Genomic DNA, 15,285 nt, shown 5'->3' on the forward strand with positions numbered 1-15,285 from the left:
CGGGTACGACAACGTCATTCTTCGGTGTTCTCGTGGTCCAGACCGGGGGCCCGGGAAGCCGGGGTCAGCGGGATCGCGACCGGCGCCTGAATGGTCAGGTCGTCGCCACCGGTGCTGAAGTGGAACACCAGGTTCACCCGCTCGCCCGGCTGCAGGGCCTCACTGAGGCCGACGAGCTGAAGCTTCTTCGCGTCGGTCGGCTTGAAGACGGCCGAGCCGAGCGCCTTGATGGTGATCTCCGCCGTGGTGACCGTCGGGGTCGGCGCGGTGGTGGGCTCCGCCGAGGCCGGGGTCGAGGGGCTGCTGGAGCCCGACGGGTCGGCCGAGGCGGGAGTGCTCGGCGAGGTCTCGGTGACCGGCGCCGGCGCCGAGACGAAGCCGACCTTGGTCGCGGAGATGACCTGCGGCTGCTTCACCGGCGTGCTGGAGATCGTGACCGTGACGTCCTTCTCCGACTGGTTGAACAGGCTCAGCTCGAGCGGAGCGTTCTCGCCCTGCTTGTAGCCCTCGATCCCGTCGTAGGCCACCTGGGCGTTACGCACGAACACGCTGCCGTCCGGCGCGTTGGCGTTGACACCGGCGATCGGCGTGTCCAGCATCGCGGTCTCGGCAACCTGACCGGCCGAACAACCGGCCAGCGCGATGACACCGACGGTGGCGACACCCGCGACCAGGGCGGCGCGACGGGTTCCCAGCGAGCGCATCACGATCCTCCAAATAGCGACACCAAGGTGTGAGATCAGCCTAGTGGGCGGCAAACGGCCGCGTGCGCCGACCCATCCATCCGGCCGGAGTGGATCACACCACCGGCCCACTGAAGATCAGCAAGAGGACGTCGATCAGGGCGACGACGATCACCGCCCGGAACAGCGCGACCGGGCGGCCACGGGCGCGGCTCGCTCCGTACATCCCCATCGGAAGGACCACGACGGCGGCCGCGCCGGCCAGCCAGCCGGACCACGACGGCGCTCCCGGAGGTCCGAGGACCAGCGTGACCGTCGCGCCCAGCAGGAGCACGGCCGCGGCCAGCCGGGAGCCCGCGGCGCCGATCCGATGCGGCAGCCCGCGCACCCCGGTCGCCGCGTCGTCGTCGAGATCGGGCAGCACATTCGCGAAATGCGCGCCCGCGCCGAGCAACGCCGCGGCCGTGACCAGCCACAACGGCGGCACCGGATGATCCGGAAGGGCCGTCACGACGAACGCCGGCAGCAGCCCGAACGCCACCAGATAGGGCACCACGGAGAACGCCGTCGACTTCAGCGGCCAGTCGTAGAGCAACCCGAAAGCCGTGGCCACGCCGATGGTCGCGCTCGCCGGCGCGCCCAGCGGAACTGCCACGACAGGCGCGGCCAGGGCCGCGATCAACCCCGAGACCCCCACGGTACGGCGGGAGACCGCGCCACTGGCGATCGGTTTGTCCGGCCGGCCGGTCTGCCGGTCCCGGTCGGCGTCGAGCCAGTCGTTGACCCAGCCGACGGCGAGCTGACTCGCCCCGACCGCGAGGAAGACGCCGAACAGCCGCCACCCGCGATGACCGGCGCCGAACGCGAGCAGGGTCATCACCACGGTGACGGCCGCGCCCGGCTCCGGATGGGACGAACGCAGCAGCGCCACCGCACGGGACATGCCAAGCAGTCTGCGGTGCACGAGGCCACGCTGCCAGATGAGGACGGTGGGACGAGGGTTGTCCACAGGGGCGGGTTTTCCACAGGCTGATCCGCTCCGGTGGTGGCCGGGGCGCAACCGTGCCAGGCTCGATCACATGCTGTCGATCCGGCGTAACGATCCGTGCCAGTACGACGACCTGGCCGGCGAGTGGTGGCGGCCCGGCGGCGGGTTCGAGCTGCTGCACTGGCTGGCCGCCGCCCGCGCCGAGCTGATCCCGCGACCCGCCGGCCCGGGCCGGGTGCTGCTCGACGCCGGGTGCGGTGGCGGCCTGCTCGCGCCCCACGTGATCGGGATGGGCTATCGGCACCTCGGCGTCGACCTGCGCGCCTCCGGGCTGACCCAGGCCGCCGAGCGGGGTGTCGCCCCGGTCGCCGGGGACGTCGCCGCGCTGCCGCTGGCCGGCGAGTCGGTCGACGTGGTGGTCGCCGGCGAGATCCTGGAGCACGTCACCGACCTGAGCGGCACCGTCGCCGAGCTGTGCCGGGTGCTGCGGCCGGGCGGGACGGTGGTGCTGGACACGGTGAACGACACCGCGTTGAGCCGGCTCATCACGGTGACCCTGGGCGAGCGGTTCGGGGTGGCGCCGGTCGGCCTGCACGACCCGGCGCTGTTCGTGCCACCGGCTCGGCTTCGGGCCGAGTTCGCCCGGCACGGCGTCCGGCTGGCCGTCCGCGGGGTCCGGCCCAGCCTGCCCGGGCTGGTGCGGTGGCTGGCGCTGCGACGGGTGCCGGACGGGCGACCGCTCGGTCACGTGGTCCCGACGTTCTCCACCGCCGTCCTCTATCAGGGCGCCGGGCGCAAGACCGAGATCCCGTCCGCGGTGCTCGCCGCCACGCCGGCCGCGGACGCGCGGCGGTAGGGGTGAGCGGGGCGGGGGCAGTGATCAGCGGACTGGGCGTGGCCCTGCCGCCCTCCGCGGTGCAGGACGAACTCTGGGACGGCTTCTTCGCCCAGCACTACGCGGGCGGCCGGCGCGGTCTGGCCCGGCGGATCTTCGCCAACTCCGGGGTGGTGACCCGGCAGGCCGCGGTGAGCCCGCTGAAGGAGGACGTGTCGGGCTGGTCCACCGAGCGCCGCATGCGGCGCTACCAGGAGGAGGCGGTCCCGCTGGGCGGCGCCGCAGTCGCCCGGGCGCTCGCCGACGCCGGGCTGGCCGCGTCCGAGCTGGGGCTCTTCGCGGTCTGCTCCTGCACCGGGTACGCCACGCCCGGGCTCGACATCCTCCTCGCCCGCGATCTGGACATGTCACCGAACGTGCAACGCCTCTTCGTCGGGCACATGGGCTGTTACGCGGCGTTGCCGGGGCTCGGCACGGCAAGTGACTTCGTGGTGGCCCGCGGACGGCCCGCGCTGCTGCTCTGCGCCGAACTGACCAGCCTGCACATGCAGCCGGCGGACACCGGCCCGCCCGACGTCCAGCAGATCGTGTCGCACGCGCTCTTCTCCGACGCGGCAGCCGCCGTGGTGCTCACGCCGGAAACGTCAGGCCGGCCGGGATATGTCGTGCGCGAGGTCGCCGCGGTCACCGACAGCACCACGGCCGGGCACATGACCTGGGAAGTCACCGACCTCGGGTTCCGGATGGGGCTGTCCCCGGAGGTGCCGTCGGTGCTGTCCGTACACGTCCGGGCCCTGGTCGAAGACCTGCTCGGGCGCAACGGGCTGACGATCGGGGAGGTCGACGGGTGGGCCGTGCACCCGGGCGGGCCGAAAATCCTGGACGTGGTGCAGGAACGGCTGGGGCTCGACGATCAGGCGCTGGCGCCGTCGCGGGGGGTGCTTTCGGCGTACGGAAATTGTTCCTCACCGACCGTGCTCCTCGCCCTCGACGCTCTGCGTCGGGAGGCGCGACCGCCGCGGCGGGTGGTGATGCTCGCGTTCGGGCCGGGGCTGACCCTCTACGGCACGCTCCTCGAGTCCTCCCCGGCCGCAGCGTGATCGCTCCCCGCTCCCGGCGTGCCCCTGACCAGTCGCGCCGCGACTCGCCCGGCGTGCGCAGCGGTCCCCGCCATCCCGCGCGTGGCTCGCGTCCGTGCGTGGCTCGCGTCCGTGCGTGGCTCGCGTCCGTGCGTGGCTCGCGTCCGTGCGTGGCTCGCGTCCGTGCGTGGCTCGCGTCCGTGCGTGGCTCGCGTCCGTGCGTGGCTCGCATCGTGCGCGGCGAGGGCTGCCCCGCGTGCGGTGTGATCCCCGCCAGCCAGGGCGCGGCTCGCCTCCCTGCGCGGCTCTCCTCCCTGCGCGGCGTGATCCCGGCCGGGCGTGGCGGGATTCTGTGCGCTCGGGGCGTGATTTCTGTGCGGTCGTAGCGTGATTCTCTACAGTCGCAGCGTGAGCGGAACGGCTGCGGCGTGAGTGATCGAGGACGTGGGGCGATCCTGCATGGTCTGGCCCTGCTGGTTCTGGTGGCGGGCGTGACCTGGTGGTGGCGGGCGGCACCACGGGACGACTCGGACCCGCGCCTGCTGGCGTGGCGACTCACCGCCGAGCAGCTTCTGCCGGAGACCGGTGAGCAGGAGATGACCGACACCGTGGTGGTGCCCGCCTCGGGCGACTACGAGAAGGGCGCCGACCTGGACGGGGGCGCGTTCCAGGTGGCGGTGGTGTGCGCCGGGCCGGACGGGAGCCGCATCCGGGTCAGCTTCGGCGACGACGAGTCGGGTCGTGGGCTGCCGTGCTCGGGCACTCGTACGCCGGAGGTGTTCAGCGTGGGAATCGGCAGCCAGTTACGTCTGCGGGTCGCCGCCGACGAGCACGGCCCGGTCGTCTTCCGCTACACCCTGCAGCGCACCGTCTCCAACTGACCACCCGGCGCCTGAGCCGTCAGCGGTCCTCCCGTTCCTCGCCCCGGGGTGAGGAGCGCCTTCGGCTTCCAGCGCCACCCACGTCGTGGCTTGTCCGGCCGGTCTCGGCTGGGCTTCGCCGTTTGTCGGCCGGTCCCGGCCCGGCTTTGCTGCTTGTCCGGCGGGTTCGACTTGGCCGCGGCTCGGAGCTGGGCTTGGCTGGTCAGAGGCGTTCGAGGTCGGGCTGGAGGGTCTTGACCGAGACGACGTGCGGGATCTTGCGGAGGATGTCGCCGGTGTTGGTCACCAGGATCGCCGCCGCCGTGCCGTCCTGGGTGGTCAGGCCCAGTTGCTCGCGCAGGCTACCGGTCGGATCACGCAGGTAGCGCACATTCTTACCATCCGCCCGCGGGGTCTGCGCCGTGGAGAGCCGGCTGTGCGAGGCGACGGTCGACGGCGTGGTCCGCGACACGGCGAGGACCGCGATGTCCGGTTTCACCGCGGCGATCGTCTCCGTGATCAGCGCGTCGCAGTCGCAACCGTCGGTGAGCAGGATGACGACCGGCAACTGTCCGTTGACCGGCACGGCCCGTCCGTCGTCGCCGATCAGCTCGAGCGCCGGCAGTGTCGTGACCGGCGCCGGGGTGCCGGAGGTGCGCTGCGTCGCCGGCTGCCGGGCGGGTCCGGGCCACGCCGAGGCGAACAGGCTGGCCACTGTGACGAGCACGGCCATCGAAATGATCAGGACCGGCGCACGCAGCATCAACGTGCCCACCTTGCGCAGCCGGCGCATCGCCGGGCGGCGCAGGAAACGCTGCCAGCCGTTCGGCGGCGGGGCCAGGTGCAGCTCCGCCCGCACGGCCTCGACCTCGTCGGACAGCTCGGACAGATCGTCCGGGATGACGATGACGCCCCACTCCTCAGGGAGGTCGGGCAGTTCATCAGAGGAACCGCCGTCAGGCGGCCAGCCGCCGTTGTCGCTCGCGCCTGCCATGATCCACCTCCCCCCTGGCCGACCAGATCTTGCTTCGGTCGGGGAACTTCCGTCCAGCGTCTCGCACGCTACGCCGCATCGCCAGTGCTGGGGCGGCGCGGACCTCAGCGATACGCTTGATCTGGCAAAGCCATCAGGTCCGGAATTTCCGACTCATCGCCAAGAGCGGTGACGTCTCAGTCACTTTGAGTTACTTAGGCAGCTTCCCGCCTTGCTGTCAAGCGGTAGAAAGCCCCGTCACAGGCCCCCTGAGCTGCACTAACAGTGACCGCCTGGGCAAGACAGCGTCGCCTGAGCGTGTTACCCTAGACACAGCGAAAGGGGTTTCGAACCTATGGTTTTCAGTGTCGGCGAGACCGTTGTTTACCCCCACCACGGGGCCGCACTCATCGAGGCAATCGAGACTAGGGTCATCAAGGGCGTTGAAAGGCAGTATCTCGTTCTGCGTGTCGCCCAGGGCGATCTGACTGTTCGGGTGCCCGCTGAGAACGCCGAGGAAGTCGGCGTGCGCGAAGTGGTTGGCGAGGAAGGCCTGGGTAAGGTCTTCGACGTCCTCCGCGCTCCGCACACCGAGGAGCCGACCAACTGGTCGCGGCGCTACAAGGCCAACCTGGAGAAGCTCGCCTCCGGTAACCCGCTCAAGGTTGCCGAGGTTGTTCGTGACCTGTGGCGTCGCGAGCGGGAGCGTGGTCTCTCGGCGGGCGAGAAGCGCATGCTCGCGAAGGCCCGCGACATCCTGGTCGGCGAGGTGGCCCTCGCTGAGAAGAGCACCAAGGACGAGGCTGAGGTTCTGCTCGACAAGGTCCTCACCGAGGCCTGATCCAACCGACGCATCCCTCACAGCACCGTGAACGCCGACCGCGACGTGACCGCGCAGCTCAATGCTCGCGGTGACGTCGCGGTCGTCGTTCCCGCTGCCGGTGCGGGCCTGCGGCTCGGCCCGGGCGCGCCCAAGGCGCTGCGCCTGCTCGAGGGCGAGCCGCTATTGGTGCATGCGGTGCGCCGGCTCGCGGCGGCGCCCTCGGTCCGGATGATCGTCGTCGCCGCGCCCCGCGCCGACGTCGAAGCGGTCGAGGCATTGCTCGCTCCGGTGGCCCCGGTCACCGTCGTGGCCGGCGGCGCCGAGCGGCAGGAATCGGTGGCCGCGGCGCTCGCGGTCGTTCCTGACGAGGTTCCGATCGTGCTGGTGCACGACGCGGCCCGCTGTCTTACCCCACCCTCGGTGACTGAGCGTGTGGCCGCCGCGGTCCGATCCGGCGCCGACGCGGTTATCCCGGTTCTTCCGGTGGTGGACACGATCAAGGAAGTCTCGGCCGACGAGACAGTGCTCGGCACGGTCGACCGTTCGGTGCTGCGGGCGGTCCAGACCCCTCAAGGTTTCCGCGCCACCGTGCTGCGGGCCGCTCACGAGGCCGCGGCGGACTCCCACACCGACGACGCCGGTGCGGTCGAGAAGCTCGGGATCGCGGTTCGGTGCGTTCCGGGCTCGGACCTGGCCCTGAAGATCACGCGACCGATTGATCTCGCGCTGGCCACCCATCTGCTGGCCATGCCCGACCCCGAGGCACCCGCAACCTGACGCTGCTCCTGGTCAGAGGCTGCCTGGGCTCGGCGCGGGGAGATCTGCGGCGCTCGGCGACGGGGTCCGGGTTTTCCACACCGAGGCGTTGTCCACAGGGCTTCCGCGTGATCTTCGGGTTTTCGGCATCATGGCTGGCGACGGAGCTCAGCGGGAGCTCCGGGCTCGGCCGGGTGACAACGGGGCTCAGCAGGAGCTTCGGCTCGGTCGGGTGGCGACGGAGCTCAGCGCTCGGGCCCGGGGTGGCGACGATGCTCACGGGAGCTCGGGCTCGGCCGGGTGGCGGTGGGGCTCGGCGGGAGCTGCGGGCTTGGGTCGGGCGGCGGCGGGAGCTTCGGGCTCGGGCCGGGTGGCGAGGGGGTGGATGGTTAGGGTGATCGGGTGATCATTCCGCGGGTGGGCATCGGCACGGACGTGCACGCATTCGACGCTGATCGGGCCTGCTGGGTGGCCGGGCTGGAGTGGCCCGACGAGCCGGGGCTGGCCGGGCACTCGGACGCGGACGTCGCGGCGCACGCAGCCTGCGACGCGCTCCTCTCGGCGGCCGGGCTCGGTGATCTGGGCAGCAACTTCGGTACGAGCCGCCCGGAGTGGGCCGGCGCGGCCGGCGTCACACTTCTGTCGGAGTCAGCGCGGCTGGTGCGAGCCGCCGGGTACGCGATCGGCAACGTCTCGGTGCAGGTGATCGGAAACCGCCCGAAGATCGGGAAGCGCCGCGCCGAGGCGGAAAAGATTCTCTCCGCGGCGATCGGGGCGCCGGTCACCGTCTCCGGGACGACCACTGACGGGCTCGGGCTCACCGGCCGGGGCGAGGGCTTGGCCGGGGTCGCGGTCGCCATGGTCTACAGCGAGATGTCCTAGCCTCGCGCCTGCACTCACCTCGGTCCTTAGCAGCGTCGGCCCTGCCTTTGCGGCTTGTGCGCCCCGCTCCTCGTGCGCCTGTGTCGTTGCTTCCACGCCTGGCGTCGGAGGCCCACTCCCTCGCCTTGCCTTTCACTATTGGGCGAGGCGGGCCAGCCTGGCGTGCTGGGCGAGGCGGGTCGACCCCGGCGTGGCGGCGTGCTGGCTGGGTGAGCGTGGCGGAGTGGCGCTGAGTGGCGGGCGGCTGAGTGGCGGGCGCCTGAGTGGCGGTGGGGTGTGGCGGGGTGCTGGGTGGGGTGGGAGGGGGCGGGCGGGCTGCGGGTGGGGACTGTCACGGGAGGGGCGTGCCTGATCTCGGGCATGATGACGATCATGACTGTCGTGCTGCCTGCTGCTGCTCGTCGACTGATCGACAATCCCACCTATGCGGTGCTCAGCACGCTCAACGCGGACGGCACGCCGCAGTCGACGGTCATCTGGGTGAAGCGGGACGGGGACGACGTTTTGTTCTCGACGGTTCGGGGGCGGCAGAAGGCGCGGAACATGGAGCGGGACCCGCGGGTGTCGATCTGCGCCTACGACCCGGCGCAGCCGTCTTCGTACTGCACCGTCGAGGGAACGGTTACGCTCAGCGACGATCGGGATGATCTGATCGGCATGCTCAGCTACAAGTATGCGAACGAGCCCTGGGGCGGGGACGACCCCGAGACGGTACGGGTGGTGTGCCGGCTCACCCCGACCCATGTCATCTACAGGTAGACCGCCTACGCTCCGACTGTGCCCGCGCCCATGGAGCCCGACACCACGCCGGAGGAACACCGGCAGCGTGCGCTGCTGCTCGCCGACCTCGGCCGTTATGACGAGGCGGCGGAGGAGATCGCCGCGGGGCTGAGTGGTGCCCCGGACGAGTCCGCGCTGCTGTCGACGCTGGCCCGGATTCACCTGGTGGCCGATCAGCCGACCGAGGCGCTGGCCGCGGCCGAGCGGGCTGCCGCGACCGGGCCGGGGACGCTGCCGGCGCTGGTGGTGCGGGCGATGGCGTTGACCGACAGCCGGCGGTTCGGGGAGGCCGCGCAGGTCGCCGGGGACATTTTGCGGGCGTGGCCCGAGGATGCGTACGCGCAGCGCACCGGTGCCGCCCTGCTGAGCGAGTCGCGGAACGGCCAGGAGGCGCTGAACGCCGCGTGGAACGGTGTGCGGGTCGCGCCGGCCGAGGCCGAGGCGCATCTCGTGCTGGCCGTGGTCGCGGCACGGCTGCGACTTTTCGATCTGGCCCAGCGGGCGTACGCCGAAGCTCTGGATCTTGATTCGGCGATCGGTGACGCCGGGCAGGATGTCGGGATTGTGCGGTTGGAGCGGCGGCGCTGGGCTCGCGCGCTGGAGGAGTTGGCCGAGGAGGCGTCGCTCGGGGCTCCGGTGACCGATCCGGACGGGTTCCCGGTCGAGCAGCCGAAGCCGACGCCCGCGCAGCCGAACTGGTCCGAGCCGCCGGCGGTCAGCCGGCCGCGTAAACCGGTGCTGGACGTCTCGTCGGATTCCGCGGACGCGGTGCACGAGACGGTTCGCTACGGGGCCAACGGGACCCTGGTGGCGGCCGTGGTCACCGCGGCGATGACGCTTGTCAGCTCGGGGATCTCGCGGGTCTGGGCCGGTCTGATCGGTGTTCTCGTCTTTGCCGCGGTGGTGCTCTGGTTCCGCAGCCGCCTCAACGAGCCGGCCGGGGCGGTGCTGGGCCGCCTGCGGTCCGGGGATCGGGTGCTGGCCGCCGCGCTCTACCTGACTTTCGCCGCGCCGCTCTTCCTGGTGGCGTATGCGGTGGTCGGCGGGCTGCCGACGCTCATCGCCGGGATGGTCCTGGCCGCTGTGGCCGAACTCACGGTCCTGATCCGGCGCCGCTGACCGACCGCGAGCCGGCGCCGGATGCGAGACCCAACTGCCGACCCCGAGGCACGGGAAAAGGGCAGGTTCGAAAGACAATTTGGGTACGGAGGGCCGGCCGCTCACGCCGTACGCGAAAATTGATCGTGAATTGAGATCAGCGTGACCCGAGCCGCCATATCGACCCGGATCCCCGTATTTTGGCCGTCATGGCGGATCTTCTGATTGCCGCGCTCGCGCTCGTGGCCCTGGCCGTCGTGCTCGTCGTGCTGTTCCGGGCGGAGACGCTGGGCCGCGCCTACTTCGTCGCCGGACTGGTGATCATGACGCTGGCCGCGGCGGCGACCGGTGTGCTGCTCTACCGGTCGCACGAGCCGGAGGAGGGGGCCGCCGCCGCGAAGCCGCCGCAGGCCGCGCTGGGTGCCGCCGTACAGAAGCTGGATCTGTCGCTGCCCAAGGGCGACAAGTATCCGCAGACGGCGATCCTGCTGCTCGACCCGCCACGCCCGGGTCCGGATGCCTGGACCGGTGACATGTCGTTGATCTGCTCGTCCCCGGGCCGGGGCGACGACGTGCAGAACTGCGCGGGCGACGACGAGCGGGTGTGGAGCGCCGATCCGTTGGAGAAGCGGTCGGTGGTGGCCCGGGCGGCCGGTGATCCTTTTGCCGGTCCGGAGGCGTGTGCCGAGGCCAGCGGCGTCACGTATCAATCGCAGTACATGGAGTTGGAGGCCGGACGGGCGTACTGCATGCGTCGCACAGCCGACCCGCGGCATGTCGTCGCCTTCCGGATCCCGGTCTTTCCGGCGGAGAAACCGCTGCCCACGAGCCTGACCATCGAGACGGCGGTGTGGGCGGTGTGAGCCGGACTGTTGTCCGGCTCACGCGTGGTCCGTTAGGTTCGGTTGGTGTCGACGATGGTGCCTCCGCTGTATGCCGGGCTCGTCGATGACGCGTCCCTGTTGCCGCCCAGCCCGACCGGCCTGGTCGAGGCCGAGGCAAAGTTCCACGAGCACGCCTCGGCGTGGTACGCGGATCTGATCGGCGCCCTGCTGGTCCCGGCGTCGGTGGTGGGCTCCGAGCCGGTGCCGCGGCTGGAGGGGGCGCTGATCGGCGACATCCCGGCCGGTGCGCTGCCCGCGACCGTGGACAAGCTGCGCGCCGCCGGCATGGTGATCGGGCACGTCGAGGCCGCGGTGGCCCGGCGCGGGGAGGACCCGCAGCCTGGCCTGGCCCTGCTGCGGACGTTCGCGGCCCGTGAGAAAGATCACGTCGGAACTCAAGTGTGGGCCGAGGTCCCGCTGAGCTGGGGATTGATCGGCGCTCTGGACACATTGGCCGAGGCCAGGCGGGAGGGCCTGCCGATCGCGCCCAAGTTCCGGGTCGGTGGTCTGGCCGCCGAGCTTTTCCCGACCCCGGTCGAGCTGGCCGCGGTGATCTGCGCCTGCCGGGACCGGGAGCTGCCGTTCAAGCTGGCCGCGGGCCTGCGGCACGCCACCCGGCACACCGACCCGGAGACCGGTTTCACCCATCACGGCTTCCTCAATGTGCTTGTCGCCACGCTGTCCGCGGTGGATGGCGGCGAGGTTGCCGAGGTGGCAGAAGCGCTGGCCGCGACCCATCCGGTGCCGCTCGTCGAGCCCGCTCGGGCGCATCGGGACACGGCTCGACCGCTCTTCACCGGGTTCGGTGCGGCGAATGTGGTCGAGCCGCTGACCGAATTGGTCCGGCTCGGATTGATCAACGGTGGGTACGAGTGATCGTCCTGGACAGGACCTGAAATACTCTCCGCCGTGACACGAGTGCTGCTGCGAGCCTCAGTGGCGGTGCTTCTTCTGCTTGCGACCGTCCTGGTCGGCTGGCGGATTCTCAAGCCCGCTGAAGTGTTGGCGACCGCGAAGACGCCCTACCCGCCGTTGGTGGTTTCCAACCGCGGTGTGGTTGCGCGTCTCAACGTGGCGCCCTTGATCATCCAGGACCGCATGCGGGTTTACGCCGCGAAACATCAGGTGCGGGCCGACGAGCCGGTCTACAGCCGGGGGGTCAACACCACCCGGTGGTCGCTGCGGCGCTGGCCGGCGCAGCTCAGCGGCGTCGTCGCGCAGGAGACGACGGTGGTCACCCGGTGGACCGACGGCGCCGTCGTGGCGCTCGACGGGCGCACCGGGAACATCGCCTGGCGGGCTCAGGGCCCGGACGGGATCGACTACAACGGCCACCGCACCGGAGCCACGACCGTCTGGCGCCCCACCGGCTTGTTCACCGCTGCCGGCACGGTCGTCGTCTCCGACGACAAACAGGCGATTGCGTACGACGTGAGCACCGGCGCTCAGCGCTGGCAGGCCACCCTCCCGGCCGGGTGTGTGGACGGCTTCACCACGTCGGGCGGGGCGTACGTGTGCGCCACCGGCGCGTTCGCCGTCGACACCGGTAAGCCCGTGCCGGGCTGGCCGACCGGCCCGTTCGTCCCGCTCGGCTGCGACGTGGGTCGCTCCGGGTGCGGCGGGCTCCGGGACGCCAAGAACCAGGGGTGGATGACCACCAAGGCCGCGGCGAGCCGGGCGGTTGCGCTCGACCGGGCCGGGTCGACCGTGGCCAACGGTGTCGTGGTGTCGCCCGGTGGTGGGCTCGTGACGGCGTACCGGCCGGACGGCAAGACGCTGTGGACCTGGACCGGTTCGGCCAAGGTGCTCGGCACCGTGACCGGGCGGGTGCTGCTGGTCACGCCGCGGCGCAAGCTGGTCGTGCTGAACAGCGCGACCGGTGAGCTGGTCTACCAGTTCGGGCTGATGTTCCGGCGCGAGGACAACGACTGGGACATCGGCCGCGTGCAGGTCTCCGAGCACTACCTGGCCATAGAGCGTCTGCGCAAGGGCGGGGAGAAGGACGCGGACTCGCCGCTGTACTACTACTCGACCGACACCGTGCTGCTCACGGCGCTTTAGGCCGTTTCACGCGAGTCGAGGCAGGAGCGCCGACCAGGCCTCCTCGGCGGCGCCGGCGATCGGGCCGGCGTCGCCCAGCGCGGCCGGGACGATCGGCGGCGGGGACTCGCGGTGGATCGACATCAGGCCGTCGCGGTAGGCGGCGTGGATCTCGTCCGGCACCGTGGCCAGTAGGTCGGTGCCGAGGCCGCCGAGCGTGACCAGGTCCGCGTCGAGGCCGTTGACCAGGCCGGCGATGCCCCGGCCGAGGTTCGCGGCGACGGCCCGGACCGCCGCGATCACCGGCTGCGCCGAGGCCGACAGGCTTGACCCACCGGGTGCCAGGGTCGGCGCGCTCGACTCGCCCGGCGGCGGGGTCGACGCGCTTGACCCGCCGGGCGGCGGGGTCGTCGGAGTGCCCGGCGGCGGGGCCGAGGGGCCGGCCGAGGGCATGCCGGCCAGGAGGCTCGCGGCGGTGGTGATGACGCGGCGGGCGTAGGTCAGGGTGTCGAGCGGGGTCGGATCGCCGAGGAGACGGGCCAGTTCGTGGCCGTCGACGGCGATGCCCCAGCAGCCGCGGGCGCCGCACGGGCAGCGGATCGACGGGTCGCCGAACGGCATGTGCCCGAACTCGCCGGCCGCACCGCGGGCGCCGATGACCGGGCGGCCGTCCTCGACCACGGCACCGCCCAGGCCGGCCTCGATGCGCAGGTGCAGGGCGACCGCGGCGTCGACGGCGGCGCCGCGACGGGACTCGGCGGTGGCCGCCAGGGTGGCGTCGTTGCCGGCCACGAAGACTTCGGCGTCCGGGGCCAGGGCGGTCAGGTCGACGTCGTGCCAGCCGGGGCCGACGGCGTCCAGGCGCAGGTCACGGGCGACCGTGCCGGGGACGGAGACGCCGACGGCGCGCACGCGATCTCCGTACCTCAAGCGAATGTCCTTGATGGCGGCCCGGACCGCCGCGTGGACCTCGACCCAGGCGGCGCCCGCGTGCCGGCCCTCCAGGAATGCCGGGCTGGTGCCGCCCAGCTCGACGACCTCGACCCGCCAGGTCTCGTGGGTGATCGCGACGGCCAGCGCGAGCGGGCCGGCCGGATGCGGCAGCAGCACGGTGGTCGGCCGGCCGCGGGTGCCGCTCGGCGCGGCCGGGCCCTGGATCAGCAGCGCCGCGCGGCTCAGCTTGGTGACCAGCTCGGTGGCGGCGCCGGTGCCGATGCCGAGCAGCCGGGCGGCGTCGGCGCGGGTCACGCCGGGGCTGCGGTGGACCACCCGGAGAAGTTCGGTGGAGCGCGTCGTCACATCCGTTCCCCTTTTTATGCTCTTGCTCGGAGCTTATTCTGCGGGAGTGAGTTTCCACCGCCCCGCGCTGGTCGTTCTCGGAGCATCCGCCTTCTTCTACGTCACCGCCGAGACCCTGCCGGTCGGTCTGCTGCCGCAGATCTCGGCCGGCCTGCACGTCACCGAGGCCCAGGTGGGCCTGCTGCTGACCAGTTACGCCGTGGTCGCCGCGCTGAGCACGATCCCGCTCACCGCCCTCACCATGCGAATCCCCCGGCACACCCTGATCGCCGCAACGGTAGCGATTTTCGCCGTCTCCCAGGCGGCCGCCACCTTCGCGCCCACGTTCCTCGTGCTCGCGCTGTCCCGGCTCATCTGCGCGCTCGCGCACGGCGTGTTCTGGTCGGTGATCGGGCCGATCATCGCCCGGCTGGCCCCGCCGGACCAGGTCGGCAAGGCGACCGCCATGACCTTCCTGGGCAACTCGATGGCGATCGTGCTCGGCGTGCCGCTGGGCACCGCGCTCGGGCAGTGGCTGGGCTGGCGGTTCGCGGTCGGGCTGATGGCGGTCGGCGGGGTGATCTGCGTGGCGCTGCTGCTCACCGTGCTGCCGAAACTGCCGCCGCTGCCGCGGGACATGGCGACCCGGTCCGGGCAGCAGCTGCGCAACGCGGTCCGGATCCTGCGGGACCCGAAGGTGGCGCGGCTCTGCGCGGTCACGGCGGTGCTGGTGATCGGGCACTTCGCGGCCTACACGTACATCGCGCCGCTGGTGCGCCGGGACGCCGGGCTGGACGGGACCGGGCTCAGCGTGCTGCTGCTCGGGTACGGCGCGGTCGGGCTGCTCACCAACTTCGTGGCCGGTCGGTACGTCGACCGGCACCCCGGGCCGGCCCTGCTGATCCTGCTCGGCGCGCAGACCGTGTCGGTGGTGCTGCTCGCGCCGGTGCTCGGGACCGTTCCGACGATCGTGGCGACGCTGCTGTGGGGTGGGGCGTTCACCGCCATCCCGGCCATCCTCGGGGCGGCGCCGATGCGGGTGGCACCGACCGCTCAGGACGCGGCCTCGGCGGTGTATGTGGTGGCGTTCCAGATCGGCATCGGGGGCGGCGCGTTCGTCGGGGAACGGTTCGTGACGGCCGGTGCGCTGGGGGTTCTGCCGCTGCTCGCGGCCGTGTTCGCGGTGCTCGCCGGGATTCTGGTGGCGGCGTCGCGGTCGGTGTTCCCGGCCCGGCTCAGCGCTGACGACCATCATCGGACGGCGGCCGCGGCGGCCACCCATTAGTGGTCAATGCCCCTGGTAGGGGACGAATTGTGAGGCCGGGT

16 protein-coding genes are annotated in these 15,285 nt (G+C 71.8%); 12 read left to right on the forward strand and 4 right to left on the reverse strand.

The genetic code is table 11. The annotated features are described in order from the left end of the window. Window positions 1–14 precede the first annotated feature (14 nt). Complete coding sequence (locus ACSHV8_RS43100; protein WP_436525763.1) at window positions 15–704, reverse strand: hypothetical protein; 690 nt, start codon at window positions 702–704, stop codon at window positions 15–17. Window positions 705–798: 94 nt separating this feature from the next. Beyond that, on the reverse strand, window positions 799–1,626 hold the full coding sequence (locus tag ACSHV8_RS43105) for a UbiA family prenyltransferase (RefSeq protein ID WP_436525765.1): 828 nt from the start codon (window positions 1,624–1,626) through the stop codon (window positions 799–801). Window positions 1,627–1,762: 136 nt separating this feature from the next. Here ACSHV8_RS43105 and ACSHV8_RS43110 point away from each other — a divergent pair, with 136 nt between their 5' ends. The 3 genes from ACSHV8_RS43110 (at window position 1,763) to ACSHV8_RS43120 (ending at window position 4,466) form a co-directional block, all read left to right on the forward strand. Beyond that, window positions 1,763–2,527, forward strand: a complete 765-nt coding sequence (locus tag ACSHV8_RS43110) for a methyltransferase domain-containing protein (protein WP_436525767.1) — start codon at window positions 1,763–1,765, stop codon at window positions 2,525–2,527. Window positions 2,528–2,547: 20 nt separating this feature from the next. Beyond that, complete coding sequence (locus ACSHV8_RS43115; protein WP_436525769.1) at window positions 2,548–3,606, forward strand: type III polyketide synthase; 1,059 nt, start codon at window positions 2,548–2,550, stop codon at window positions 3,604–3,606. Between the two features lie 407 nt (window positions 3,607–4,013). After that, a complete protein-coding gene (locus ACSHV8_RS43120; RefSeq protein WP_436525771.1) occupies window positions 4,014–4,466 on the forward strand; it encodes a DUF6023 family protein in 453 nt (150 codons plus the stop codon). 202 nt (window positions 4,467–4,668) lie between these two features. On the opposite strand, the gene ACSHV8_RS43125 is transcribed toward ACSHV8_RS43120, so the two are convergent. Next, the gene (locus tag ACSHV8_RS43125; RefSeq protein WP_436525773.1) at window positions 4,669–5,439 is read right to left on the reverse strand and encodes a hypothetical protein; all 771 of its coding nucleotides are present in this window, start codon (window positions 5,437–5,439) and stop codon (window positions 4,669–4,671) included. A gap of 334 nt (window positions 5,440–5,773) precedes the next feature. Between ACSHV8_RS43125 and ACSHV8_RS43130 the strand changes: the two genes are divergently transcribed. The 8 genes from ACSHV8_RS43130 (at window position 5,774) to ACSHV8_RS43165 (ending at window position 12,702) form a co-directional block, all read left to right on the forward strand. Continuing rightward, a complete protein-coding gene (locus ACSHV8_RS43130) occupies window positions 5,774–6,259 on the forward strand; it encodes a CarD family transcriptional regulator (protein WP_014447856.1) in 486 nt (161 codons plus the stop codon). Window positions 6,260–6,304: 45 nt separating this feature from the next. Further along, window positions 6,305–7,018, forward strand: coding sequence for a 2-C-methyl-D-erythritol 4-phosphate cytidylyltransferase (gene ispD, locus ACSHV8_RS43135; protein WP_436537205.1), 714 nt, complete (start codon window positions 6,305–6,307; stop codon window positions 7,016–7,018). 381 nt (window positions 7,019–7,399) lie between these two features. Then, complete coding sequence (ispF, locus tag ACSHV8_RS43140; protein WP_436525776.1) at window positions 7,400–7,879, forward strand: 2-C-methyl-D-erythritol 2,4-cyclodiphosphate synthase; 480 nt, start codon at window positions 7,400–7,402, stop codon at window positions 7,877–7,879. Window positions 7,880–8,251: 372 nt separating this feature from the next. Continuing rightward, window positions 8,252–8,638, forward strand: a complete 387-nt coding sequence (locus tag ACSHV8_RS43145; protein ID WP_436525778.1) for a PPOX class F420-dependent oxidoreductase — start codon at window positions 8,252–8,254, stop codon at window positions 8,636–8,638. A gap of 18 nt (window positions 8,639–8,656) precedes the next feature. Beyond that, window positions 8,657–9,778 (forward strand): tetratricopeptide repeat protein, encoded by a 1,122-nt coding sequence (locus ACSHV8_RS43150; RefSeq protein ID WP_436525780.1) that lies wholly within the window; start codon window positions 8,657–8,659, stop codon window positions 9,776–9,778. Window positions 9,779–9,966: 188 nt separating this feature from the next. Beyond that, window positions 9,967–10,620, forward strand: a complete 654-nt coding sequence (locus ACSHV8_RS43155; protein WP_436525782.1) for a hypothetical protein — start codon at window positions 9,967–9,969, stop codon at window positions 10,618–10,620. A gap of 45 nt (window positions 10,621–10,665) precedes the next feature. After that, complete coding sequence (locus ACSHV8_RS43160; protein WP_436525784.1) at window positions 10,666–11,517, forward strand: hypothetical protein; 852 nt, start codon at window positions 10,666–10,668, stop codon at window positions 11,515–11,517. 66 nt (window positions 11,518–11,583) lie between these two features. Continuing rightward, complete coding sequence (locus ACSHV8_RS43165) at window positions 11,584–12,702, forward strand: outer membrane protein assembly factor BamB family protein (protein WP_436525786.1); 1,119 nt, start codon at window positions 11,584–11,586, stop codon at window positions 12,700–12,702. A gap of 6 nt (window positions 12,703–12,708) precedes the next feature. Here ACSHV8_RS43165 and ACSHV8_RS43170 read toward each other — a convergent pair whose 3' ends face one another. Beyond that, complete coding sequence (locus tag ACSHV8_RS43170; RefSeq protein ID WP_436525788.1) at window positions 12,709–13,980, reverse strand: ROK family protein; 1,272 nt, start codon at window positions 13,978–13,980, stop codon at window positions 12,709–12,711. A 46-nt stretch (window positions 13,981–14,026) separates the two neighbouring features. Here ACSHV8_RS43170 and ACSHV8_RS43175 point away from each other — a divergent pair, with 46 nt between their 5' ends. Continuing rightward, on the forward strand, window positions 14,027–15,244 hold the full coding sequence (locus tag ACSHV8_RS43175) for an MFS transporter (protein ID WP_436525790.1): 1,218 nt from the start codon (window positions 14,027–14,029) through the stop codon (window positions 15,242–15,244). Window positions 15,245–15,285 lie beyond the last annotated feature (41 nt).

It is taken from the genome of Actinoplanes sp. HUAS TT8 (assembly GCF_051380535.1).
Classification (GTDB): Bacteria; Actinomycetota; Actinomycetes; order Mycobacteriales; family Micromonosporaceae; genus Actinoplanes.

What these genes read in the sequence shown, in the direction of transcription:
- ACSHV8_RS43105 (WP_436525765.1), bottom strand. Translation starts at nt 1,626, where the DNA reads ATGTCCCGTGCGGTGGCGCTGCTGCGTTCGTCCCATCCGGAGCCGGGC.
- ACSHV8_RS43145 (WP_436525778.1), top strand. Translation starts at nt 8,252, where the DNA reads ATGACTGTCGTGCTGCCTGCTGCTGCTCGTCGACTGATCGACAATCCC.
- ACSHV8_RS43110 (WP_436525767.1), top strand. Translation starts at nt 1,763, where the DNA reads ATGCTGTCGATCCGGCGTAACGATCCGTGCCAGTACGACGACCTGGCC.
- ACSHV8_RS43155 (WP_436525782.1), top strand. Translation starts at nt 9,967, where the DNA reads ATGGCGGATCTTCTGATTGCCGCGCTCGCGCTCGTGGCCCTGGCCGTC.
- ACSHV8_RS43125 (WP_436525773.1), bottom strand. Translation starts at nt 5,439, where the DNA reads ATGGCAGGCGCGAGCGACAACGGCGGCTGGCCGCCTGACGGCGGTTCC.
- ACSHV8_RS43130 (WP_014447856.1), top strand. Translation starts at nt 5,774, where the DNA reads ATGGTTTTCAGTGTCGGCGAGACCGTTGTTTACCCCCACCACGGGGCC.
- ACSHV8_RS43100 (WP_436525763.1), bottom strand. Translation starts at nt 704, where the DNA reads ATGCGCTCGCTGGGAACCCGTCGCGCCGCCCTGGTCGCGGGTGTCGCC.